Genomic DNA, 22,017 nt, shown 5'->3' on the forward strand with positions numbered 1-22,017 from the left:
GCGCCGCTGCCTGACACCAATGTTCACATTATGTCCGGAAAATCGTTGTTCAGCGTACAAAGCTTGAGGTGACGCCTCTTACGAAACGCAGGGTCATTAGCGCGAACCACTTCATCGTGTCCCAAGCCCTCCAGTATCCACCACTCGCTTCCTGGCGGTGCTGCCCGGTACATGGCTTCAATCTCAGCGGGAGGAGTGTATGCGTCGAGCTCTCCCCCAACCACCATGACCGGAACGCGAACCTTGTTCATGGCTGCGAGGGGAGACAATTTATCCGGTCCAACTCCATAGCGTGGAATGGACTGATAGCTCAGCATCGGTTCGATTGCCACTGCCGGCAGGGTCCCGACGGCGGCTTCGATGCGATTGAAAATGGCCGTGCGAATGTCAGGGTAGACCGACATCATCACAAGAGCGTCGACGTCGAGAGGGCCTCTGTCGCCAAGAACGCTGGCCGCACCGCCCAGAGAGAAACCGATTGCCCCCAGCTTGCTCGCGGGGTGCTGCTGCCTGAGCCACGCGAGTGCGGCATGGGCATCACGGGCTTCAAGATAGCCGAAACTTTTGCTTTGTGGACTGGATTGGCCATGTCCGCGCATATCGATGGACAGCACGGAATAGCCTTCGCCTGCCAACCACGTTGCCATATCGAGCATATCTCGCCGATTGCCGCCGTTGCCGTGCAACAAGAGAATGGCCGGGGCGGTGGAATCGTCAGCCTTCCAGTAACTCGCAGCGATCTCGACCTGATCCGATGTCGTCAACCGGATTTCGGTGGCGGGCGCGGGGGCAGGTTCAACCGACGCGTTGGTCGCGCCAGTCATTGCCGAACCAACAACCCAGATGCCGGTAAGTCCGGCAATCAAAGCCAGCATCCCCATACAGCCCAATCGTGTTCGCCACGTTAGGAATGATCGCCTTCTTGCCTTTGAGGACATTTCAACCTTCGCCAAGGCTGGAATTTTCGAGGGTCTATCACAATATAATTCAAAGCTATGTTAATGTGACCGCTTTTGGCTTGTGTCCGGAAAATCCGGTTCCGGGATGCCAATTGCAATAGCTGCGGTTAGGGTTTGGCAGGCTGCTGCCGCCAACAGAGCCGTCGTTCCCGGTCTCAGAACCAACCGTTGAAACCGGACATAGATTCACGCGGCGGATCATGGGTGAAACAGGGCCGGTTTCGGACCGTCCGGTCTGGGCTCTAAAACTAAAGAAAGCCGCCATTCCTCGATAGGGCAAGATGACGATCTTAGTCCCGTGGGCAGTCCCGCCTAAATGAGGCACCCGCCATCCGCGGCTGCTGACGCCATTGCTCGCAGAAAATCGTACCACGCGTCCATCCCTTCACCGGTGCGGGCGGAAACCAGCAAGACGCGCGCATTGGGGTTTACTGAGGAGATGTTTGAGCGGCATGCGGCCTCGTCGAATCCAACATGCGGGGCGAGGTCGATCTTGTTGATCAGCACCACCTCTGCTGCGCGGAACATGTGCGGATATTTGAGTGGCTTGTCCTCGCCCTCCGGGGTGGAGATAACGGCGACCTTCATCCGCTCACCCAGATCGAACATCGCCGGACAAACAAGATTGCCGACATTCTCGATCAGCAGCAACGAGCCGGATTTCGGTGCGAGTTCTTCAACAGCGCGGGCAACCATATCGGCTTCGAGGTGACAGCCGGCCCCTGTGTTGATCTGGATTGCACGGGCCCCCGCTTCGCGAATGCGCGTGGCATCATTGGCCGTCTGTTGATCACCTTCGATAACGGCAATCGGCAGACTTCCTTCCAGCGCCCGGATCGTGGTTTCGAGCAAGGTCGTCTTGCCAGCCCCAGGCGAACTGACGAGATTGAGCGCGACAACACCGCGCCCTTCGAACCAGCCCCGGTTGCGAGCCGCCTGGCGATCATTCCGGTCAAGCACGGCGGTTTCCAGCGATACACGCGCCGCTTGTTCACCGTGGTGGTGATGGTCATGCCCGTGATCATGATGATGGTGATGATGGTGCCCGTGTGAATGATCATGATCGTGTGAATGATTGTGATCGTGGGTGTGGTCATGATCGTGGGAATGGTCATCGCCGCCGCGAAGCAGCACTCGCTTTCCGGTTTCCGGGTCGATCATCGCGATCTCGTTGTCAGGATCGGTGCATCCGCAGGTGCCGCACATCAGGCCATTTCCTCCATATCGAAATCCTTGATGATGAACTGGTCGGTCTCGCCTTCCAGAAATTCGAGTGCAGCCTTCTCGAGCAGCGTACCTTCGCTCGCCACCTCGAATGAAAATCGGATCGCCTCGCGCTCTACGCAGGCATAGGGGCCGACTGCCAGGCGAACACGCGACACCCGCCGACCCTGCGCGTGATCACCAACAATGGCGACAATATTCCGGGCAAGAGACAGCTCGTGCATCAGGCCGCCCCCAACACGCCAGGCAGGTTGGCGTAGATCGTGTGCAATCCCAGGCCAAGTGCCAGCACAGCCAACGACAGATTCAGCGCTCGATGAAGTCGCAAGGCAACACGCTCTGCATAGCCAAGCGGCCAGGAGGCGACAAAGCTGAGCGCAGCCATTCCTGCAATTGAGCCAACTCCGAACAGCAGGACATAGATAACCGCCAGCAGAGGATCACCAACCGAAGCGACTGCCAGGGTAAGCAGGGCAGCCGATCCTGCCGCGCCATGCACCAGCCCGACAGCCAGCGCTTTCAAGGGAAATTTGTGGGGGTGAGAGTGTTCGTGGCGGCTCGCATCATGGGGCGCCCGTTCGCCAAGATGGCTGTGAGCATGAAAATGACGTTCGCCATCGGAATGATCGTGCAGATGGAAATGCACCCGTGCCTTGCGCATCCGCCAAAGTACATCGCCCCCCAGCAGAATCAGCATGAAGCCAACGGCGCTCTCCAGAAGGGCTGCCGTACGGCCTGTCAATGCCATGCCCAGCAGGATCACTGCAGAACAGATCGCGAGCAGGGTGAGCGTATGCCCTAGCCCCCACGCAGCACCCCGCAGCACCATCGACCGGCGCGAATTCCGTCCCGTGGCCATGGCACCGACTGCGGCGAGGTGATCGGGTTCGAGCGCATGGCCCATTCCGGCAAGGAAACCCAGGGCGATCAACGAGAGTTGCATGGCAGGTCTTCTCCCTCAGCAGATACGCGGCAGTTGCTCGCCGACCAGCATGTCGACGATCCGGCTTCCGCCGAACAGGCTATGCATGACCACGCGCGGGCTGCGCATCTCTGCCGCGCGCCCGATAATGGCTGCATCGCGCCCTGCCTCGGTTGAGCGCATGGCTGCCAGCGCAGCTTCCGCCTGCTCCTCTGGAACGAACAGCACCAGCGCCCCTTCATTGGCGAGATAGAGTGGATCAAGCCCGAGCAGTTCGCACACGCCCTTGACCTCGGCCCTCATTGGCAATCTGGCCTCGTCGATCTCGATCCCGATGGCCGAGGCTTGCGATATTTCGTTGAGTGCGCTGGCCAGGCCTCCTCTGGTGGCATCCCGCGCACAGCGCACACCCGGTGCGGCTTCGATCACCGCTTCCATCAGGTGATTGAGCGGGCGGCAATCCGAACGAATATCCGCCTCGAAAACCATGTCTCCGCGCGCGGCCAGAATGGCGGCGCCATGATCACCCAGTACGCCGTTGACCAGCGCGACATCGCCCGCGCGAACTTTCTCCGCGGCAAGTTCGCGTCCCGCAGGGATGACTCCCACTCCGGAAGTGGTGACGAACAGCGTATCGGCGGCACCGCGCTCAACCACCTTGGTATCGCCGGTCACGATCCGCACACCGGCCTGGTCGGCCGCCCTACGCATGGCCGCTGCCACGCGGCGTAGCAAGGCGACTTCGGTGCCTTCCTCAATGATAAAGGCCGCCGACAGCCACAGCGGTTGCGCGCCGCCGACGGTAAGGTCGTTAACTGTGCCGCAAACCGCAATCTTGCCGATATCGCCACCGGGGAACTCGAGCGGCTGCACTACGAAACTGTCCGTGGTGAAGGCCAGCCGGGCACCCTCCACGGCCAACATTTCGTGGCTCAACCGCGCCTGGTCTTCCAACCCGTCGGGTTCGAAAACCGAGGTAAACACATCCTCGATCAGATCCCGCATGGCCTTGCCGCCACCGCCATGCGCCAGCGTGACCCGCTCCGCTCGCAGCCGTCCGTTGCCAGTGGGAGTTACAGCGTTCATTGCGCTGGCTCCGGCACCGCATCGATCCCGCCATACTGATAATAGGCGGCACATGCTCCTTCAGACGAAACCATCAGGGCACCCATCGGTGTTTCCGGTGTGCACGACCGACCGAACAGCTTGCACTGCCATGGCTTGATCGCGCCTTTCAGCACTTCGCCGCACTGGCAAGCCTTGGGATCCGGAATGCTAGGCGATGCAACGGCAAATTTTCGCTCAGCATCCCAGGCCGCATAGGCCTCGCGAATCTGGACGCCAGAATGGTCGATCGAGCCCAGCCCGCGCCATTCGAAGAATTCCCGCAGTTCGAATACTTCCGTAACCGCAGCCAGCGAAGCTTCATTGCCATAGCGTGGCACAATCCGGGCATACTGGTTTTCGATCTCCGCCCGGCCTTCGGCCATTTGCCGAAGCACCATCCAAACCGAATGCAATACGTCGAGCGGTTCGAAGCCGGCGACCACCAGCGGACGGTGATAGTCGCGTGCGATGAAGTCATAGGGATCAGTGCCGATGACCATCGAGACATGGCCCGGCCCGAGAAAGCCATCGATCCCCATATCGGGTGAATCGAGGATCGCCTTGATCGTGGGGATGATGGTGATGTGGTTGCAGAACAGCGAGAAATTGCCGATCCCTTCTGCCTGGGCCTGCAGGATTGTCAGGGCTGTGGAGGGCATCGTCGTCTCGAAGCCGAGGCCGAAGAAAACCACTTCGCGGTCCGGGTTCGCACGGGCCAGCGCGAGGGCATCGAGTGGTGAATAGACCATCCGCACATCGGCCCCTTCGGCCTTTGCGCCTAGCAGGCTGAGCCGCGATCCCGGCACGCGCATGGCATCGCCAAACGTAGTGAAGATCACCTCCGGCTTCATAGCCAGTTCCACGCAATCATCGACCCGGCCCATCGGCAACACGCAAACCGGACAGCCCGGCCCATGGGCAAACTCGATTTCCGGCGGAAGCATCTTCTCGATGCCGTATCGGAAGATCGAATGCGTGTGGCCGCCGCACACTTCCATGATGACGACTGGGCGATCGCGCCCGGCCATGATCTGTGCAGTCAGGGCCTCGATTTCCTTGAGCAGGACACCGGCGCGAACCGGATCGCGGAATTCGTCGACATACTTCATGCGCCTGCCTCCAGCGGTGCGGCCCGGTCATTGGCTAGCAGCGTGTGGGTCAGGTCCCAGAGGATGTGATAGGCCGCGAGGTGGCATTCCTGCACCCGGTGGATCGAGCCTGTTGGGACCACCAGCAGATGATCCAGTCCGGCGCGGGCCATCTCGCCCCCGTCACCACCCGCCAGGCCGATCGTGGCAATGCCCATCTCCCGTGCCTTGGCAAAAGCCCGGATGAGGTTTGCGGAATTGCCGCTGGTCGAAAAGCCGATCAGGCAATCACCGTGCCGCCCGTGGGCAATCAGCGGACGCACGAACACATGGTCCTGTCCGACATCATTACCGACTGCCGTCAGCATCGCGACATCGGCCGCGAGGTTGATCGCACCCAGCGCCGGCCTTCCGGCGGTCACTGGATGGAGAAACTCCACCGCGACATGCGCGGCATCACAGCTCGATCCGCCATTGCCCATGGCCAGCAGGCGCCCGCCCTGGCGATAGCTTGCGGCCAGCGTGGTCGCGGCGGCGACCAGCTCGTCTGCCTGTTCTGCAAAAAACTTGCCGAACACCTCAGTGTGGTCCCGAGCCTTGCTCTCAACCGAATGGCGCAGGCTTTGCGCCGAGGCACGGAGCTGTTCGCCACGTCTGCGCATATGCGGATAAAGCGCATTCAAGGCAGGGCCAGTGGTCACCACTGCGCGTCTCCCAACGCGCGATCGCCGTCGCGCATGGCTGCAAGTTCCTGCTGCGCCTCTCCCAGCTCGGTCAGGATGCGCAGTGTTTCGGCCGCCTGATCCTCGTCAATCTTGCTCATGGCAAATCCGACATGGATCAGCACCCATGTGCCGATCAGGTCTTCGACACTGCCTTCGCCAATAACGCAGGCGAGGTTGACCGGGCGCCGCACGCCCGAGACATTGGCCACGCCCAGCTTGCGCCCGGCATCGGTGATCTCCACGATCTGTCCCGGAATACCTAAGCACATACTTCTCTCCCATTTTCGGTTTCCGCGGTCGCTTCGTGCAAATGGGCCATGGCCACAGCGGCCTGCCCCAAAGCCAGACCGCCATCATTGGCGGGCACTCTCGAGTGGCTGAGGACGTTGAGCCCCAGTTGTTCCAATCCTTCATGGACCAGGCGGAACAGCGTGGCGTTCTGGAAACAGCCGCCAGACAGGGCCACAGTATCAGGGCCATCGTCTGCGGTCAGGCGCTGCGCCATGGCCACAACAGACCGTGCGAGGCCGCGATGGAACCGCGCGGACATCACCCCAACAGGCGTATTCAGCAGCAGGTCACCCAGCATCGCCCGCCACACGGCGAGCGGTTCAACATAGGGAAGCCCACGCCCGCCCAGCAACGGAATGGAAAAAGGATAGGCCAGATCGTCCGGCTCATTCAGCGCCGCCGGATCGATTGCTGCTTCCAGCAACATGGCTGCCTGCCCTTCATATTCCTGCCGATCCCAGGCGAGACCGCAGATCGCCGCAGCGGCATCGAACAACCGCCCGCATGAGGAAGAAAGTGGGCTATTGGTGCCGCTGGCGATCATCGCATCGATCGTGGATCGCGGCATGGCGGAAAGGCGGGCAAACAATGGCAGGTCAGCGAAATTCATCGCGAATTCGGCCCAGCCCATCTGCGCCATCAAATGGGCATAGGCATTGCGCCAGGGTTCGCGGATCGCCGCAGTCCCACCCGGTAGTGCGACCGGCTTGAGCATCCCGGCACGACGGTATCCGCGATAATCGCAGATCAGGAACTCACCGCCCCAGATCGTGCCGTCATCACCCAGACCCAGACCGTCAAGCGCGATTCCCAGTACAGGGGCGGCATCGAGCGAGCGGCCGTTTTCTGCCAGACAGGCGGCGATATGGGCGTGGTGATGCTGTACCGCGATCACCGGTCGTCCATCCGCGATTTCGCGCCCATGCTTGGTCGAAAGATATTCAGGATGCGCGTCCACCGCGATTGCCGCTGGCTGATGGTCGTAGAGCTGGGTATAAAGATCGAGGTTGCGGCGCACATCATCTTCGGTGGCCGCATCTTCCAGATCGCCCATGTGCTGGCTCAGCACAGCTTCGCCATCGCGCACCAGACAGAAGCTGTTCTTGAGCTCCGCGCCCATGGCCAGTATTGAAATGTCACGCGGAAAGCCGGTGGGCAGGTCGATAGCTCTGGGGGCATAGCCGCGTGCGCGGCGCAGCAGCCGGACCCGGCCCAGATCGACCCGCGCAACGCTGTCGTCGATCCGGTTGGCAATGTGCCGGTCGTGCATCAGCGCGAATTCGGCAATGCCTTCCAGTTCGGCGCGGGCCTGCTCGTTAGTCGTGCATTGCGGGCGGCCTGAGAGATTGCCTGAAGTCATCACCACCGGGCGCTTCATCCGCCGCAACAGCAGGTGATGTAGCGGGGTGTGCGGCAGCATGAAGCCGATACGGTCCAGCCCCGGCGCAACCGCTTCGGGCAGCGGTTCCCCCGATGCGCGCAGCAACACGATCGGCGCTTCAGGCGATGCCAGCAGTTCGGCTTCCTGTTCCGAGAATTCGGCATAACGGCAGATAACGTCCAGATCGCGCGCCATCAGGGCAAAGGCCTTGCCCCTGCGCCGTTTGCGCATACGCAGATCGGCCACCACCTCCGCGCGGGTGGCATCACAGGCGAGATGAAAGCCGCCAAGCCCCTTGATGGCGACGATATGCCCGTTCATCAGCATGCCGCCTGCGGCATCCACGTCGTCCATCATCGAAAAGGCTTCGTGATTAACAGTACCGGGGCCAAGGCGCTCGATCCATGCGCGTGGTCCGCAAACATGGCACGCGATAGGTTGGGCATGGAAGCGCCGGTCTGTCGGATCGGAATATTGCTCTCCGCATTCCGGGCACATCGCGAAACCCCTCATGGTCGTGCGGGCACGATCATAGGGGCCGGTCTCGATAATCGAGAAACGCGGCCCGCATTCGGTACAATTGGTAAAGGGGTAGCGATAGCGACGCTCGAAAGGGTCGCGCACTTCTTCAAGGCAGGCGGAGCAGATTGCCGCATCGGGCGTTACAGCCCCGCGCATGCCATCACCTTCCGATGCACCGATAACGAAGCTCTCGGGCCGCACAGCATCAATTGCCACGCGTTCTATCGCATCAATCCGCGCCAATGCAGGCAGAGCCGCGCGCAGTTCGCTTTCAAAGCGCGACACCGCTTCGCCCCAAAGGCGAATTTCAACCCCGCTGCTGGTGTTGCGCACATCACCGGTTAGCTCAAGCTCGCGTGCAACCCGCCATACAGTGGGCCGGAAGCCTACGCCCTGCACCTGGCCGCGTACCAGAAGGCGTTCGCCGGTCACCGCGCCAGATTCCACAAAAGGACGCGATTGTTGCCGCTATCGGCAACCGCCACCAGATCACCCAGCGCTGACAGGCCATAGGGCCAGCACAGGCTGTCTCGTTCGGGCATGCCCCAGCGATTGTCGCCTTTGCTGGCGAAGTCCGGCTGACCACAAAGCCGGTTCGCCGCAATGCCGGTGGCGCTGTCTGCCCAGCCGAGCAGACGCGAGTTCGCGGTATCGGCCACAATCAGCTGGCCACCGGCTTCAACCGTCGCATAGGGCATGTTCACACTGGCCGCGCTGGGATAGTAGGAGGACATATTGTGATCGCAATGCGCGGCGTCCCGCTGTCCCAGGATTGCGTCGCAAGGCGCGCCATTGTGCTCTGGAAATCCGCGCCACAGCATTACACGATTGTTGCCGCTATCTGCCAGCGCGAGATGGCCATTCCACCAGCAGGCTCCATGCGGCCACCGCATCGACATCGCCGTGACTTCGCCGCCCGCGTTCTCGTCGCGCGTAGAGAAGTCGTGCTGGCCCAGCACCAGATCGGCTGGCTGGCCGGTTTCTGAAGGATCGCTCCAAACCAGCAGGCGGCGGTTGCCGCTGTCGCATACGACCAGTCTGCCGGCCACTTCGGCCACGCCATAGGGCCAGTGCAGGCTGGCCGAGGTTGGACGGTCAGCGCCGCGATTGGCCAGAACGGATTCACTATCCTCCTGACCCAGCACCAGATCGGCTGGCTGGCCATTGCCTGTTGGCACTTCGCGCCAGATCAGCACGCGGTGGTTCCAGGCATCAGCCACGGCTAATCCGCCGCGCCATGAGCACAGGCCAGTTGGCACATTGAGCGTAGCAGGACCGGGAGGCCCCTTGGCGTTGCGGCCTTCGCGTGAGAAACTCGGCTGGCCGATCAGAATGTCGGCAGGCTCATTGTCCGATTGTGGAATTTTTCGCCATCCCAGCAGCCGATGATGCCCGGTATCCGCGACCCACAATGTTCCATCAGGATGCAGGCAGACACCGCGCGGCCCGAACAGGCTTGCAGCGGCGGGAGACAGCGGCGTTGCAATGTCGCCGGGCGACCACCCGAGCACAACGCGCGGCCCGCCTTCTTCCAGCAGCGGTGCCCCCGCGATTTGCGTCCCTTCGGCTTTGACCGGACGGAAGGAGGGCGCGAGCGATACTTTCATCGCGTCAGCCTCAGTTCGATGGCGTCCCCTCGGACGCGTACGGCATGAGGTTGCAATTGCACTTCCGGTGCCGTCAGGCATTCACCGCTTTCGAGCGCATAACGGAAACCATGGTGCGGACAGGTGATGAAGCCATCGGTAATTTCCGCCTGGTCCATCGGCATGCCAAGATGCGCACAGGCGTTCTCGAAACAGGTAACCTTGTCCCCGAAGCGCGAAAGAAGCAGCGAACGCCCTTCCAGCTCCAGGACAGAAGTCGTCCCGTCGGGCAATTCAGTCAGTTGCAGCGCGTGGAGCCAGCCTTCATGCTCATGCGCGGCGAAGGGAGAGGTGAAATGCACCGTGTCACCGCCGCCGCCACCCAGCCCCTTGGCCTGTTTGACTTCGCGGATTTCGGGCACTTGCTCAGTGATCGCTTTCTTTACCCCGGCATAGAAAGTCAGCGCCGAAGCGGGACATCCATCACAGGCCCCCAGAAAACGGACCACTGCCTTGTCGCCAGATACTTCGACCAGTTCGGCATCGCCGCCATGGCCGGCCAGCGTCGGGCGCACCGTGGCAAGCGCGGCATCGACCCGCTCGAACAGGCTGGCCTTGAGGATGCCATGGCGGCGGAGCACGCAATAGACCACCTCGTCCGCCGCCGCCTGACGCAAAGCCTCGGCTGCGCCGGGCAGCTCACGCAGCGACCGGATCAGGCGACGGAAGGCTTCGGCATTGAGCGCGTCAAGCGCCGCTGCCCGTGCCTGCGCACCATTGCGTGCACCTTCTTCCCAGTTCTCTGCCAGCGCTTCCAGCGCGGTCAGATCCCCCAGCAGGCGGGAAAGCGTTGGCTCGGGCCGCTGGGGATCCGCCTCTGACATCGGATCAGGCGTACTTGATGTTCCGGTAGAGGTAAGGCTGAAGCAAGCCGCCCACCAGGCCCCCGGCAATCGCCGCTCCCCATAGTGGTGCAACCATGCCAACCAATACAGTTGCAACGGTAGCTGCGGCAGCCCCGGTCACAAGTAGACGGATGGCGAGGGCCGTATCCTGGAACAGCTTGCCCTGAAAAAACAACTTGGTTGAACTGAAAACCATATCAAACATGGTAGTCTCCCTCAGGCCGATTGCATGAAAAACAGCACGGCGAGTCCCATGACTACACCGGGAACTCCGGCGAGCAGGCCGTATAGCCCGCCCAGTTGGGCTGCCAGTTGCTTGCCCAGCGCAGCCCCGCCAATCTTCAGGCCCGAGAGCGCGCCGCCGACAAGAGCCCCTGCTATTCCGGCCACTAGGGCCAGCAGTAAAATTACGAGCAAATTCACCTCCATTGTTCTCTAAAATCCGCCGTTGGCGCGCGAGGGTTCGCCGCGCACTGCCATTTCAAGTTCGATGATCGTTTGCGCCGCGCTCTCGGCCCGGTCCTGCGCTCCGGAAGCGGCAAATATTTCGCGCGCTTCGCGCAGCAGCTTGATCGCCTGCGCGATGTTGCGTGGATTGCCTGCTTCTCCGTCTTCCGGATCGTCAGGGAGGTTGCAAAGGCAATTGGCCTTGTTCGCTATGGTGTTGGCATATTCAAGCGGAGTGTTGTCCCGCTGGCGCACCTTCAACGCCTCGTCATAGGCCTCCAGCGCACGGAAACCGTTCTCGACCCGGTGGCTCGATGATGCATATTGCAGCGCATTGCCCAGATTGTTCTGCAGCATTGCATATTCCATCGGCTGATCGATCAGATTGACCGCCGAAAGTCCTTCTTCAAATGATTGCACCGCCAGCGCTTCGCTGATCTTGCCGCTTTCGCTCGTAATCGGAACGGAGAGGAAGGCGGTCGCCAGATTGTTGTTCAGAATGGCATATTCGCGTGGATGACGCAGCTTGTTGAACGTCCGCAGCGATCGCTGATAGGCGGATATTGCATCTGTAATTCGTGCCATGCCTGCGCCTGCAAGAGTCTGCAGGGCGAGGCCAAGGTTCATTTCCGCTTCAGCCACCTCTTCGCCGCTGCCTCCCTCCGCCAGGACCGGTGTTGCCTGTTTCAGCAAGTCACGAGCCTGTTCGATCGGTGCGGCAATTTCGGAAGGAATTGCCATGAGCGCCGTGGCCATTCGCGCACGAATCCGGGCAGTCAGCAGTGCATCCTGGTCTCCGCACTGATGGATTGCCTGTTCATAGAGTTCGATGGCTGCCAGCAGGTCGTCGGCTTCCTTCGGCCGCTGTTGCAGACCCATGGCAATTTCCATGAGCATTTCGGCTTTCTCGATAACCGAAGCGTCACTTTCCTCCACCACCTTCAAGGCGGCCGCCAGCTGATCCTCTGTGCGACTGAGCGCAACCATCCCGACTCTCCCCGGCCTCCCCTTGATCGGATTCGGGCCTGCAGCCCTTAAAACGAGCGCCGGGTAAATTGTCTACCAGTTTTTCGTTATGTAAACTTAGTTATCAGTTACGGGGAGGTCCGCAAGAAGCGCCGCATCTCCGCTTGACCACCTTACGGGGACGTCCTGCGCCTCGAAGTCGGCCAGGCCGTGCGCCTCGAACACATCGAAAGCGCCAACTACCCGATCACCCTGAGCATTGCGTTGTTTCAACAGCGCTCCTCCGGCCGCCGCGTGAAACACCGGCAAAATCCGCAAGGTCGCGCCATCGATCAGCACCGCAACTGCATCGATGCCCGAGAAATAGGTAGCGACCAGGCCTGCGGGAAACCGGATCGTCCCGCGCGCGACCGAGATGGTCTGCTCCATGACTTAAGCCTCGGGGGCGATGACGAGCCGCGCCGCGATCTTGGCCGCCACCTTCTCGACCGCTGCAACTACCGGCCCGGAAAGCTCGGTGGCATAGTCCAGCGTCTGCGCTTCGATCAGATAGACTTGCACATCAGAAGGGAAGTCATCGCCAAAGATCTTGCGTCCCACAAACAGGGCGTTGTCCCAACGGAACGCGTGAAGACCCACGCCATGGACCGGTTCTGCCGCCAGCACATCGCCGGGAACCTCGTAGATAGCCCCCGGCTTGCCTTCGGGCTCCCTTGCATCGATCACGATAAGCTGCTGCGCCCCGCGCGCACGGTACATCACTGCCATCCCATCAGTGCCGGCATCCAGCAGCGCTACATCAGACGGCAAATCTTCAGCAGCAAGCCGGGCGATGACGGCCGGACCAGCCCCGTCATCACCGCGATTGATATTGCCGCAGCCAATGATCGCAGTGGCAGGTGCGTCTAAATTCGCCACAGGCGGCACGACCACTCGGGTTCAACCGGCAGCATAAGTTCAGGCAGATCACAGAAACGGCGCTTGATAAGGTAATACATGCAGGTTTCGCAGGGCTGTTCCAGTTCATCAGCCGTGATGGTGTGATCTGTAAACCCGGCAATCACAAGTTTGGAAGCAAGGTCCTTGCCTTCCGATTGCAGGCGGGACACGATCGCGTTGACCTGCGCGGAGTCTTCGGCTCTGGGGAAGACTTCGGTTTCAAGGCCGCCAGCCAGAAGACCCGCGATCTCCCGCCGTAGGGTTTCGTCTGCATCAGTGGCCATGCGCAACTCCTTCAAATGCGCCAGAGGCGACACCACCATTCGGGCTCGGCGGGCAAGCTTAGCTCCGGCAGGTCACACCAGCGCCTGTGGACCAGATAATACATGCATTCCTGACAGCGCATCTCGTCTGCCCCGTACGGGCGAAGCAACCAGCCGGAAATGTCGAGCTTGGCCCTTAGATCATCCGGGTCGAGCGCCCTTAACTCGTCAAGAATGCCTGAAAACTCGCGGTCGGTTTCGGGAAATGGCTCAACCTGCGTTTCCAGCCCTTCGTTGAGATAATCCTCGATCATGCGCAGAAGTGTCGCATGATCGGCCTCTGAAGGCACCACGCCATACCGGGACAGGAGCCATTCGCGCTGGCGCTGCAATTCGGTGTTGTCGCCAGTCATTCCGGCGCATTCTCCCAACGGGTTGTTATTCTATTCGCAGCCTCGGGTGGGAGACACCTCACAGCGTCCTCCCACCCGGCGGCCCGATATCAAGCTGTGCGGAAGCGCGCCAGTTCCTCGCCCGTTTTCGCATCGTGTGCGTGGACCGTACAAACCAGGCAGCTGTCGTAGGAACGGCAGACATGTCCGACTTCAACCGGATCGGCAGTATTTGTAATCGGGGTGCCGATGAGTGCCTCCTCGATCGGTCCCAACTCGCCATTGCTCGCACGCGGGCCGACATTCCATGTGGTCGGAGCGATGATCTGGTAATTGTGGATCTTGCCATCGCGCACGTCGATCCAGTGGCACAAGGCGCCACGCGCAGCCTCGGTCGCGCCCCATCCCTGGCCATCGCGCTCAGTAGGCTTGATGTACCATTCATCGTTGAGACGGAACTCGCGCAGGATGCGTTCGGCTTCGCGGTATAGCTTGCACAGCTCATGCAGGCGGGCGAAGTGGCGCAGGTAGGTCGAAGCGCCGCCAAGCTTGCGATACATGTCGAGCACCAGTCCATCACTGTGTTGCCAGGCCTCGCCATGATCGCCACCAGCGATCAGCTGCCGCGCGAGCGGGCCGGCCTCAAGACGACCATGTTCGGCGTGGCGAACGGCAGTCGACCAGCTGTATTTGCCATCAGTATCGATGTCGTTTTTCGCGATTGGCATCGTCGTCCGGTCGAATGGGTGGATATCGTCCCCTTCGTTGTACCACGCGCGCTGCATGTCCTCGCGGACATTGCCCTGATCCATCAGCTTGAACGCGCCGCTGGCACCGTCGAACGTCCCCGATTTCATGATCACGGCGCTGTTGCGGCCTTCAATCGTGGGGTTGTTGTAACGGTCTTCATGCGGGAGATAGCCCCACGAGATGAACTTGCCGTGGCCAGTGCCATATTTCTCCAGTCCGATGTCGAGCGACATGCGGATAAACATGCCGAGATCGGAATTCGCGTGTTCCGGCCGCTCATCAAGCCACGCCATCAGTTGATCGTACGTGGTGATTTCCTCATAGCGCTCCATCGAGCAACCAAGGAACAACGGTTCGATCCAGTTGCGGCGGAAGTGCTCCAGGATCGACCAGGCGCGGGTCACGTCGGTCAGGGTCGGGGCGCACATCACGCCGCCAGGAACCATGAAGGAAGAATGCGGCCACTGCCCGCCAAGCAGGGCATAGATTTCTACCGGGCGGCCCGAAATGGTCACACCCGCTTCATAGGAGGTCCCTGTGAAGGGCGCATAGCGCTTCACCGCTTCTTCGTAGAACTTGGACTTCGCATAGTTCTGGTTGGTGTAGTCGATCATGAACAGACCATAGTGATGTCGCGGGATTGACTGGAGTGTTTCGACGATTTGCCCGAGATTGCGGGCAAGGATCGCGTTACGCGGAACGGTGGTACCCCAGGCGGAATCGAGTGCCCAGGCAGCACAGGACAGGTGCGAGGCACCGCAGATGCCGCAAGCACGAGGCGTAACGACAAGCCCGGCCTGTGGATCCTTGTTCTTGAGGATGACTTCGAAGCCGCGGAACATTTCCGCTTGCGTCCATGCATTGGTGACGATCCCGTTCTCGATGTCGACGCGGACATCAAGGTCGCCCTCCACCCGGCCAACGGGCGAAATGTCGAGGGTTTGTGTAGCTGCCATTGTAATTCTCCCGAAATTCTGTGTGCGGCGCGCTTCGCTGCGCGCCATGAACCCTCATGAATCAGACGACGAAGATATCCTCTTCGGCCCACGCCGGAGCCGCACCCTTGGCGGCAGCTGTGAGCTTGACGTAGCCGGTACGATCAACCCCTAGCGGCAGATCCTTCGGCACGCCCATCACAGTCTGGGTCTTGAAGACAGTTCCTGGGGCGAGATCGAAGAAGGGGAATTCCGGTTCCGTACAGCCAAGGCAGGGCATGCCAGCACGGGTCTTGGACGAAACGCGGTTCCACAGAATGCGGTTGCAGGGGCTGTGAGTCATCGGGCCGCGGCACCCCAGATCGTAATAGAGGCAGCCCTTGCGCTGACCGAAGGCCGTGGTCGAGACCTTGTAGGCGAAGTGCATGTTGCGGGTGCAGCCCGTCTGCGTGAAGCTGGAGAAGAAGGTCTTTGGCCGATGGAATTCGTCCAGCGTCAGGTCGCCCGCGCGGCCCGTGGCAACGGCGACAAGGATCTGCGTTACCCAGTCAGGGTGAGCGGGGCAGCCGGGAATATTGATGACCGGAAGGCCAGCCTGAGACGTGAAGCCTTCGCCCAGCGCTCCACCCTTGGCCCGCTTGAGGAACTGCAAGCCTTCGCTTTCAGACGGGTTCGGCGCCGTTGCCGGGATGCCGCCCCAGGTGGCGCAATCGCCGATTGCCACAACAAATTGCGCCTTGGCAGAAAGATCTGCCACCCAGTCTTTCATCGGGCGGCCACAGAAGCGATTCCATTCGCCGGTACCGTTGGGCGCATTGATGACGCTGCCTTCGAACACGAAAATGTCGAGCGGGATTTCGCCGGAAAGGCACTTTTCCATCATGACTTTGACATTCTCACCCAGCTCGAGGCCAAGCGAGGGATGCCAAAGGACATTGATGCCAAAATCCGTCACCAGATCGCATGCGCTGGGCTCCTCGGCATTAAGGAAGGACATGGTGTTGCCAGAGCACGCACCGCCTTGAAGCCACAACAGATTCGCCATTTCTCAGTCTCCCAACTTCCCGGCGGAGTGCCCGACCGGCCAAATGCCCCTGCGGGCTATGGGAGGACATTAAGCATGATTCGTGCCAGAAAAATAATAAAGCATTTTCAGTATTTTATGATGAAGCTCATATTTTCGGCGAAGAAAATGCAAAGAAACTTTGCACGCACTCCTTGAAACATTCTTTGCAGTCGGAGCCGCAGGAGGTGCGTATGCCAACCGTTCAGGCTAGCCGTGCCGGTTGCCGCAGACCGGGCATTCAACTTCGCCGAACGCCGAATACCAGATGCCTTTGCAGCGCCCGCACCAATGGCCATGCGCACCAGAAAGTCCTGCACCCGCTGTTCGCGTCAGTTTTGTCGAGCCGAGGTCTTGTGGCGCCTCTTGCCCCGGATAGGGCATGCGGGAAAAACGCAAGCGAACAACATTGTCCCGGTCTGCCATTTCACTGCCACTCCCGTTCCTGCTCCTGCTCCTGCATGAGACCAACGTCAGCCATCATGCAGACCGTAGCGCTTGATCTTGTTGGCCAGGCCCACGCGGGATAGCCCCAGCGCGTCGGCAGTCTTGCTCTGGTTCCAGCGAAAACGGGTGAGTGCACCTACCACGACCCGTTGCTCCAGACGCTCGACCATCTCCTTGAGTGTGCCGCCTTCCATTTCCGCCTGCTGGCCGACATCCGGGGCAACAACGAGATTATCAAACACGGCCGAAAGGTTACGCTCTGTAATGTAACCACCATTTTCAGCCAGCGCCACCGCGCGCCTGATCTCGCTTTCCAGTTCCCGGACATTGCCTGGATATTGATGAGCCTGCAGCCTGTCGAGCGCACTCTGCGTAATGCCAATTACCCTGCGGCCGACTACTCCGGCATATTTCTCGATGAAGAAATCTGTAAGAACAGGAATATCCTCCCGCCTGTCTCGCAGCGCCGGGATGCTCAGCGAAAAGCCTTTGAGACGATAATACAGGTCACGCCGAAATTCGCCTTTTTCGACCATTTCCAGAAGCGGCCGGTTCGACGCCGCAATGATCCGGACATTGGCATGCAACAACTTGTCCGACCCTAGCGGTTTAACCTCGCCATTCTGAAGGAAGCGCAGCAGGCTGACCTGGAAACTCGGCGAAACATCTGAAATTTCGTCAAGGAACACCGTTCCGCCATCTGCGGCACGGAACAGCCCAAGCCGGTCTGCGGTGGCTCCGGTGTAAGCCCCCCGCACATGTCCGAACAATTCGGAATGGAGCGTGGAATCCAGCATACCGCCGCAATTCTGTACATGGATCGGAGAATCGACACGTGTAGAGTTGAAATGGATCGCTCGCGCCAGCAGTTCCTTGCCCGTCCCGGTGTCGCCCTCGATGAGGACTGGCAGATCGGTAACCGCCGCCTTGCGCGCTTCAACGATCAAATCAGCCATCTTGGCGCTGGCATAAACGAGCTTCTCGAATTGCGAGTAACCGCCCTTGACTGACATATCCACGCGTTCCTCGAAGATCTGGTCATCGACCGAAATCTTCAGTTCACGCGAAAGAAGGCGATGGCGTCGCGAAAGTTCGTTCATTTCCAGGCTGCGCTTTACCATGAGCGCAATCTGATGAGGTGTTAGCGGCTTGAACAGATAGAGATAGGCGGCAGAGCGACGGACTGCCTCGCTGTCAGCTTCGTCGCGATTCTGCGAAGAGACCGCAATTCGACAAACCCCCGGATGTGACACGCGCGCGCGTGTCAGTATGTTGTCCTGGGCATCGTCCACCGTGTCGAGATCGCAAAGCAAGAGGTGTACTTCGATGTCGTTGAGCCGCTCCTGCGCGGCCTTGCCGTCCTCAGCTATGACCAGCCGGTAATCTGCTCGCTCCTTCAGCCCAGCTCGCGCCGCGCTGATCAGCGCATCGTCGCGCGAAACAACAAGGATCGTCAATTCCCCGGCCAAATGCACCTCCCAACATGCAGCGGACCGCAACTGCTACTGCCAGTCGCGACCGATGTGCAAGGAAAGTTTGCATTTCGCCTGCTAACTTAACAATGAAATGTGCTTGGAGGCTGGTAACAGGCGCTGTCGCTTGCGCAATTTCCGCGTGGATGCAGTTAATGGCCGCCCAGAACCCGCTTCTTGAGCGAATGGAGCGCAAACCACACGGATCCCAGGACCGGCAGCACCAGCAAAGCGATCGCAACTTCCGGATCAACCCAGTCAAAGTGATGGGACGCACCCTTTATGGCATACCCTAGCAGGCCGATGGCATAATAACTCACGGCCACTACTGAGAGGCCCTCGACGATCTGCTGCAAGCGCACTTGCATCGTCGTGCTGCGCTCCATCGATCGAAGCAGCTTCGCGTTCTGGTTCTCGATTCGCGTCTCGATGCGGGCGCGCAGCAGTTCGGAGATTTGGCGCGCACGCCGTGTCAGCTGGCGTTCGCGCTCAGTCAAGGCGGCGCAGGTGCGCGCTGCTGGCAGGAAGCGGCGTTCAGTGAAGTCGACGAGCGAAGCGAACCCACGGATCGGTTCCGGAGCAAGTTGTGCGAGCCTCTCTTCCACCAGACGCGAATAGGCTGCGGTAGCGTTCATGCGATAGCCGATTGACGTGGCAATGGTCGAAAGTTCCAGGCTGAGGTCAGACAATTGCGCCAGCAAATCATCGTCAGAGGCCACCGAGGACGTTACGGCCTTGGCAAGTGCGGCCAATTCGCGTTCGGCCGCGTCCAGCCTTGGCCAGGCCTCTTGTGCCACCGGCAGCCCCAAGAGCGCCTTGTTGCGGTAATTCCCAAGCTCCTGCAATTGCTGCAGTTGCCGGGTGAGATCACTCCGGTCGACTTCCCCGGCTGACACCACAAGGCGCCCCCGGCCATCGGGGTGAATGCGAAAATCCGACCAGATACGCACTCCCCCGGAGAGGCCGCATGACACAAGCTCGCTGCGATTGAAATCAACCGCCGGCAATGCCCTCTCGACTTCGGCTTCGTCGCCACCAACCCAGATCGATGTCGCGCGAATGATTGCGCCCGGCAGGGTTTCCGCCCAGTCAATGGCCTCGCCCACCGAAGAGTCCAGTCCGGGGTCGAGCAAAACTTCGATGGCGCGTTCCGGACAAAACACTGTCAGCGTCGAACCTTCGCTCTGTCGCTCCCATGTAAAGGAGACGTCGCCAAAGAGTGCACCTGACAGGTGGCGCGGATTCTCTTCATCCGATTGGCTTCCGCACAGAGCGGACAAGACTGAGCGCTCCGCCTCACGCTCGCCAGGCCCAACCTCAAGCACCCACTGGAACACTGCGACCGGCAGTTGCAACAGCGGCCAGCGACGCAAATGCATTTCGCTGACAACTTGCCGCCGCAACTCATGTTCTCGCATAGCCTCATTCCCCGCCAGTGGATTCCGGGCCAGACCTATTCAAACAAGCGCGAAGCCGCAATGCCGGTAAAATCGATCTCGGCTAGCTGCCATCGGACATGGCCGCAACAATGGGCAGCTATCCCTCGTTCACTCCCCAAAACCTGCCGTTCCGGACCGTCCAACAAAGTTGCCGCTTCAATCTTTGATCGGCCCATATGTCAACGGGTCCCTGGTCCAGGATGGACCGAGGTGGAAATCTTCGCTTGCCGACGGTACCGGGCCATCAGGTTGGGAGGCGACATAAGGAGGGCAGGGCGGCTCCACCTCTGCCTTCGTTCGCAGGACTTCGCCCATTGCACCCGCCCTTCCGCGGAGAATGCGGACCAGCCACGACAGGGACAGGAGCATAACGCCAGCTCCTCGCCCAGCGAGGCAGTAATAGAGGCAACGCTGGTAATCGTCGCAGTCCGCCGAAAGAATGCCTGCCAGCCTTACCTTTGCCCCGGGTGTCTTTCTCTGGACCGCCTCCAGCACCTCGAGCAGTTCCTGCGCCGCGTAGTAGGCGTCGAAGGGCTCGACGCCCAGGCTGGCATTTGCCACCATTCGCATGGTCGGCAAGATCTCCTCTTCGACGGCGGCATCCATCAAGGTGACCTCGGGATCGAATTTGCCAAGATCGAATGAGGTACGCATCGCTTTCTCCTTCGACACTCCGACTGCGTATGTGCCGGACCAAGGTCAATGAGCGATCGAAGGGGTCTTCGATGCAGTCCGAAGCGAGGGGAGGGCGGCCCTTTGGTGGACACCGTTTGCTCGACCTCCCGCCGCAGCGCACGCCGATGAAGGATCAGGCATCGACAAGCCGCATTCCCGGGCAGTCCTCGATCACCTGCGGCCGCCATTCGCCGCGATCGGGGTGCTTGATCCAGATCTGGTCGGGCTTGTACTCCTCGCCATCGAGGAATTTCTCGCGGAAGGCCTCCCAGGTCTGCGATTCTGACATCAGGCGTTCGCAGAAATGCACCTCGTCGCTGACGGCGATGAACAGGCGCCTGAGCAGGTCGGGCGCCTGGGACAGGTCCACCACGCAGCTGTCGAAGCGGGTGGCGAAACTGGCCATCTGGTCGCGCAACCTGTCGAGAATATCGCCGACGCTGTCATAGCAGGTGAGCGCCAGCAGCACCTCTTCTTCGCATGCATCATAGGGGTGCCGCTGTTCCCGCAGGTCCAACAGGCAGAGTCGCGGAAGGGCTTCCTGCCGTAGCCATACTCCAGCGGGCCATGCGCCGAAGATCAGCGATGCGTCACCCAGCGTCTCGAAACCACGACCGAGATTCTTGCGGCCGAGCATTTGGGTGTTGCCCAGATCGATGGCCAGAATTGCCTCCTTTGCACGCAGCTTGTCGGCGATGATTTCGGTGGCAACGCTGGTAACACCGGTGCCGCCGGCAATGCTCTGGACTGAGATTATGCGCATTTGTTGATCCTCCTCGTGAATGTGGACTTGTGGGGATGTGTAATTGTGGGTCTGTGGGCGTCAGAGGCCGAAAGTGCAGATCGCGTAGCCGGGCGGCGCGAGGCGCTCGATCCGCGACCAGAAGGTGCTTTCCCCATTGGGCGCACGCCGGTTGGTCGGCACCGCAATCTCTGCCATGGGGCCGCGAACCTCGATCACCGTGCCGCAGTTGCTTTCGTCGCCGATCGCCAGGTTCCGCTGGAACTCCGCGATCCGCTCGCTCGCTGCCTCGAACCGCTCTTCGACCGCGGCAATCCGGCGCTCTTCCTCGTCGACGACCGCAGCGGCATCGGCAACGGTCGGCAGTCGATCCGGGTGAAACAGGTAAATCGCCGTGGTGTTGGACAGGCCGCCGAACAAACGCCCCATCACCTGGCTCCCGATATCGCCGGACCGTGAAATCTCCGAATTATCCATCAGGAGAGACACGAACCCCACCAGCGGCTCGCCTCCGCTGCCGTCGCAGATCGCCACTTCACCGCGCCATTGATGACGATACCCGGTGGGTCGGGTCAGGTGGGCAATGACGCGGTTGCGGAACATCCCGGTCCGCAGGTCATCGGCCGGGACGATGGTGCCACCGTGAGCCTCGCAACTTTCTGAGAAGACCTGCTGGCTACGGCGCGTGACAATCATGGCGTCGGTATTGCCGCGCTCCTTGAAGAGGGCATAGCGTGGGAGGTACGCCAAGCAACGCTAAGGACGAACAATACCGGA

Annotated in this window: 26 protein-coding genes; all 26 read right to left on the reverse strand. The window is 60.6% G+C overall.

Annotated elements, in window-relative coordinates; all coding sequences use genetic code 11:
• Positions 1–23 precede the first annotated feature (23 nt).
• Positions 24–875 carry an alpha/beta fold hydrolase gene (locus K2Y03_RS11370; RefSeq protein ID WP_196490158.1) on the reverse strand — a complete coding sequence of 284 codons (852 nt, stop codon included), beginning with the start codon at positions 873–875 and terminating at the stop codon, positions 24–26.
• 396 nt (positions 876–1,271) lie between these two features.
• A complete protein-coding gene (gene hypB / locus K2Y03_RS11375; protein WP_231725734.1) occupies positions 1,272–2,120 on the reverse strand; it encodes a hydrogenase nickel incorporation protein HypB in 849 nt (282 codons plus the stop codon).
• A 44-nt stretch (positions 2,121–2,164) separates the two neighbouring features.
• Positions 2,165–2,407: a hydrogenase maturation nickel metallochaperone HypA gene (locus K2Y03_RS11380; RefSeq protein ID WP_011536540.1), complete on the reverse strand. Its 243-nt coding sequence runs from the start codon at positions 2,405–2,407 to the stop codon at positions 2,165–2,167.
• Positions 2,407–3,126, reverse strand: coding sequence for a high frequency lysogenization protein HflD (locus tag K2Y03_RS11385; RefSeq protein WP_007015759.1), 720 nt, complete (start codon positions 3,124–3,126; stop codon positions 2,407–2,409). Before K2Y03_RS11385 ends, K2Y03_RS11380 begins: the two co-directional genes overlap by 1 nt.
• Positions 3,127–3,141: 15 nt before the next feature.
• On the reverse strand, positions 3,142–4,191 hold the full coding sequence (gene hypE / locus K2Y03_RS11390; RefSeq protein ID WP_007015758.1) for a hydrogenase expression/formation protein HypE: 1,050 nt from the start codon (positions 4,189–4,191) through the stop codon (positions 3,142–3,144).
• Complete coding sequence (hypD, locus tag K2Y03_RS11395) at positions 4,188–5,321, reverse strand: hydrogenase formation protein HypD (protein WP_007015757.1); 1,134 nt, start codon at positions 5,319–5,321, stop codon at positions 4,188–4,190. Before hypD ends, hypE begins: the two co-directional genes overlap by 4 nt.
• Positions 5,318–5,983: an SIS domain-containing protein gene (locus K2Y03_RS11400; RefSeq protein WP_007015756.1), complete on the reverse strand. Its 666-nt coding sequence runs from the start codon at positions 5,981–5,983 to the stop codon at positions 5,318–5,320. Before K2Y03_RS11400 ends, hypD begins: the two co-directional genes overlap by 4 nt.
• A gap of 14 nt (positions 5,984–5,997) precedes the next feature.
• Entirely contained in the window at positions 5,998–6,267 is a 270-nt protein-coding gene (locus K2Y03_RS11405) for a HypC/HybG/HupF family hydrogenase formation chaperone (RefSeq protein WP_007015755.1), read from the reverse strand.
• Between the two features lie 17 nt (positions 6,268–6,284).
• Entirely contained in the window at positions 6,285–8,651 is a 2,367-nt protein-coding gene (gene hypF / locus K2Y03_RS11410; protein ID WP_230960710.1) for a carbamoyltransferase HypF, read from the reverse strand.
• Positions 8,648–9,826: a hypothetical protein gene (locus tag K2Y03_RS11415; RefSeq protein WP_007015753.1), complete on the reverse strand. Its 1,179-nt coding sequence runs from the start codon at positions 9,824–9,826 to the stop codon at positions 8,648–8,650. Before K2Y03_RS11415 ends, hypF begins: the two co-directional genes overlap by 4 nt.
• Positions 9,823–10,689: a NifU family protein gene (locus K2Y03_RS11420; RefSeq protein WP_007015752.1), complete on the reverse strand. Its 867-nt coding sequence runs from the start codon at positions 10,687–10,689 to the stop codon at positions 9,823–9,825. The genes K2Y03_RS11415 and K2Y03_RS11420 overlap by 4 nt, the downstream gene beginning before the upstream one ends.
• A 4-nt stretch (positions 10,690–10,693) precedes the next feature.
• The gene (locus K2Y03_RS11425) at positions 10,694–10,915 is read right to left on the reverse strand and encodes a hypothetical protein (protein ID WP_007015751.1); all 222 of its coding nucleotides are present in this window, start codon (positions 10,913–10,915) and stop codon (positions 10,694–10,696) included.
• 11 nt (positions 10,916–10,926) lie between these two features.
• A complete protein-coding gene (locus tag K2Y03_RS11430) occupies positions 10,927–11,139 on the reverse strand; it encodes a hypothetical protein (RefSeq protein ID WP_011536531.1) in 213 nt (70 codons plus the stop codon).
• Between the two features lie 6 nt (positions 11,140–11,145).
• A complete protein-coding gene (locus tag K2Y03_RS11435) occupies positions 11,146–12,144 on the reverse strand; it encodes a hypothetical protein (RefSeq protein WP_007015749.1) in 999 nt (332 codons plus the stop codon).
• A gap of 96 nt (positions 12,145–12,240) precedes the next feature.
• Positions 12,241–12,552 (reverse strand): hypothetical protein, encoded by a 312-nt coding sequence (locus K2Y03_RS11440; protein ID WP_007015748.1) that lies wholly within the window; start codon positions 12,550–12,552, stop codon positions 12,241–12,243.
• A gap of 3 nt (positions 12,553–12,555) precedes the next feature.
• Positions 12,556–13,041 (reverse strand): hydrogenase maturation protease, encoded by a 486-nt coding sequence (locus K2Y03_RS11445; protein WP_007015747.1) that lies wholly within the window; start codon positions 13,039–13,041, stop codon positions 12,556–12,558.
• Positions 13,029–13,346 (reverse strand): hypothetical protein, encoded by a 318-nt coding sequence (locus K2Y03_RS11450; RefSeq protein WP_039330882.1) that lies wholly within the window; start codon positions 13,344–13,346, stop codon positions 13,029–13,031. Before K2Y03_RS11450 ends, K2Y03_RS11445 begins: the two co-directional genes overlap by 13 nt.
• Before the next feature lie 11 nt (positions 13,347–13,357).
• Positions 13,358–13,738 (reverse strand): hypothetical protein, encoded by a 381-nt coding sequence (locus K2Y03_RS11455; protein ID WP_007015745.1) that lies wholly within the window; start codon positions 13,736–13,738, stop codon positions 13,358–13,360.
• A gap of 89 nt (positions 13,739–13,827) precedes the next feature.
• On the reverse strand, positions 13,828–15,471 hold the full coding sequence (locus K2Y03_RS11460; protein ID WP_007015744.1) for a nickel-dependent hydrogenase large subunit: 1,644 nt from the start codon (positions 15,469–15,471) through the stop codon (positions 13,828–13,830).
• Between the two features lie 13 nt (positions 15,472–15,484).
• The gene (locus K2Y03_RS11465) at positions 15,485–16,447 is read right to left on the reverse strand and encodes a hydrogenase (RefSeq protein WP_011536524.1); all 963 of its coding nucleotides are present in this window, start codon (positions 16,445–16,447) and stop codon (positions 15,485–15,487) included.
• 107 nt (positions 16,448–16,554) lie between these two features.
• Complete coding sequence (locus K2Y03_RS11470) at positions 16,555–16,785, reverse strand: hypothetical protein (protein WP_168727286.1); 231 nt, start codon at positions 16,783–16,785, stop codon at positions 16,555–16,557.
• 153 nt (positions 16,786–16,938) lie between these two features.
• Positions 16,939–18,369, reverse strand: a complete 1,431-nt coding sequence (locus K2Y03_RS11475) for a sigma-54 dependent transcriptional regulator (protein WP_007015741.1) — start codon at positions 18,367–18,369, stop codon at positions 16,939–16,941.
• Positions 18,370–18,536: 167 nt separating this feature from the next.
• Positions 18,537–19,802: a DUF3422 family protein gene (locus K2Y03_RS11480; protein WP_007015740.1), complete on the reverse strand. Its 1,266-nt coding sequence runs from the start codon at positions 19,800–19,802 to the stop codon at positions 18,537–18,539.
• A 177-nt stretch (positions 19,803–19,979) separates the two neighbouring features.
• Positions 19,980–20,477: a hypothetical protein gene (locus K2Y03_RS11485; RefSeq protein WP_039330979.1), complete on the reverse strand. Its 498-nt coding sequence runs from the start codon at positions 20,475–20,477 to the stop codon at positions 19,980–19,982.
• A gap of 154 nt (positions 20,478–20,631) precedes the next feature.
• A complete protein-coding gene (locus K2Y03_RS11490) occupies positions 20,632–21,261 on the reverse strand; it encodes a hypothetical protein (protein ID WP_007015738.1) in 630 nt (209 codons plus the stop codon).
• 60 nt (positions 21,262–21,321) lie between these two features.
• Positions 21,322–21,990: a hypothetical protein gene (locus K2Y03_RS11495; RefSeq protein WP_007015737.1), complete on the reverse strand. Its 669-nt coding sequence runs from the start codon at positions 21,988–21,990 to the stop codon at positions 21,322–21,324.
• Positions 21,991–22,017: the final 27 nt, after the last annotated feature.

Source organism: Sphingomonas sp. (assembly GCF_019746015.1).
GTDB lineage: Bacteria > Pseudomonadota > Alphaproteobacteria > Sphingomonadales > Sphingomonadaceae > Sphingomonas.

Excerpts from the sequence above, each read along its gene's own strand:
- K2Y03_RS11430 (WP_011536531.1), bottom strand. The coding sequence starts at position 11,139 with ATGGAGGTGAATTTGCTCGTAATTTTACTGCTGGCCCTAGTGGCCGGA.
- hypB (WP_231725734.1), bottom strand. The coding sequence starts at position 2,120 with ATGATCGACCCGGAAACCGGAAAGCGAGTGCTGCTTCGCGGCGGCGAT.
- K2Y03_RS11420 (WP_007015752.1), bottom strand. The coding sequence starts at position 10,689 with ATGTCAGAGGCGGATCCCCAGCGGCCCGAGCCAACGCTTTCCCGCCTG.
- K2Y03_RS11370 (WP_196490158.1), bottom strand. The coding sequence starts at position 875 with ATGCTGGCTTTGATTGCCGGACTTACCGGCATCTGGGTTGTTGGTTCG.
- K2Y03_RS11455 (WP_007015745.1), bottom strand. The coding sequence starts at position 13,738 with ATGACTGGCGACAACACCGAATTGCAGCGCCAGCGCGAATGGCTCCTG.
- hypE (WP_007015758.1), bottom strand. The coding sequence starts at position 4,191 with ATGAACGCTGTAACTCCCACTGGCAACGGACGGCTGCGAGCGGAGCGG.
- K2Y03_RS11490 (WP_007015738.1), bottom strand. The coding sequence starts at position 21,261 with ATGCGCATAATCTCAGTCCAGAGCATTGCCGGCGGCACCGGTGTTACC.
- K2Y03_RS11380 (WP_011536540.1), bottom strand. The coding sequence starts at position 2,407 with ATGCACGAGCTGTCTCTTGCCCGGAATATTGTCGCCATTGTTGGTGAT.
- K2Y03_RS11385 (WP_007015759.1), bottom strand. The coding sequence starts at position 3,126 with ATGCAACTCTCGTTGATCGCCCTGGGTTTCCTTGCCGGAATGGGCCAT.
- K2Y03_RS11485 (WP_039330979.1), bottom strand. The coding sequence starts at position 20,477 with ATGCGTACCTCATTCGATCTTGGCAAATTCGATCCCGAGGTCACCTTG.
- K2Y03_RS11450 (WP_039330882.1), bottom strand. The coding sequence starts at position 13,346 with ATGGCCACTGATGCAGACGAAACCCTACGGCGGGAGATCGCGGGTCTT.
- K2Y03_RS11465 (WP_011536524.1), bottom strand. The coding sequence starts at position 16,447 with ATGGCGAATCTGTTGTGGCTTCAAGGCGGTGCGTGCTCTGGCAACACC.
- K2Y03_RS11440 (WP_007015748.1), bottom strand. The coding sequence starts at position 12,552 with ATGGAGCAGACCATCTCGGTCGCGCGCGGGACGATCCGGTTTCCCGCA.
- hypD (WP_007015757.1), bottom strand. The coding sequence starts at position 5,321 with ATGAAGTATGTCGACGAATTCCGCGATCCGGTTCGCGCCGGTGTCCTG.
- K2Y03_RS11415 (WP_007015753.1), bottom strand. The coding sequence starts at position 9,826 with ATGAAAGTATCGCTCGCGCCCTCCTTCCGTCCGGTCAAAGCCGAAGGG.
- K2Y03_RS11480 (WP_007015740.1), bottom strand. The coding sequence starts at position 19,802 with ATGCGAGAACATGAGTTGCGGCGGCAAGTTGTCAGCGAAATGCATTTG.
- K2Y03_RS11425 (WP_007015751.1), bottom strand. The coding sequence starts at position 10,915 with ATGTTTGATATGGTTTTCAGTTCAACCAAGTTGTTTTTTCAGGGCAAG.
- K2Y03_RS11460 (WP_007015744.1), bottom strand. The coding sequence starts at position 15,471 with ATGGCGCGCAGCGAAGCGCGCCGCACACAGAATTTCGGGAGAATTACA.
- K2Y03_RS11435 (WP_007015749.1), bottom strand. The coding sequence starts at position 12,144 with ATGGTTGCGCTCAGTCGCACAGAGGATCAGCTGGCGGCCGCCTTGAAG.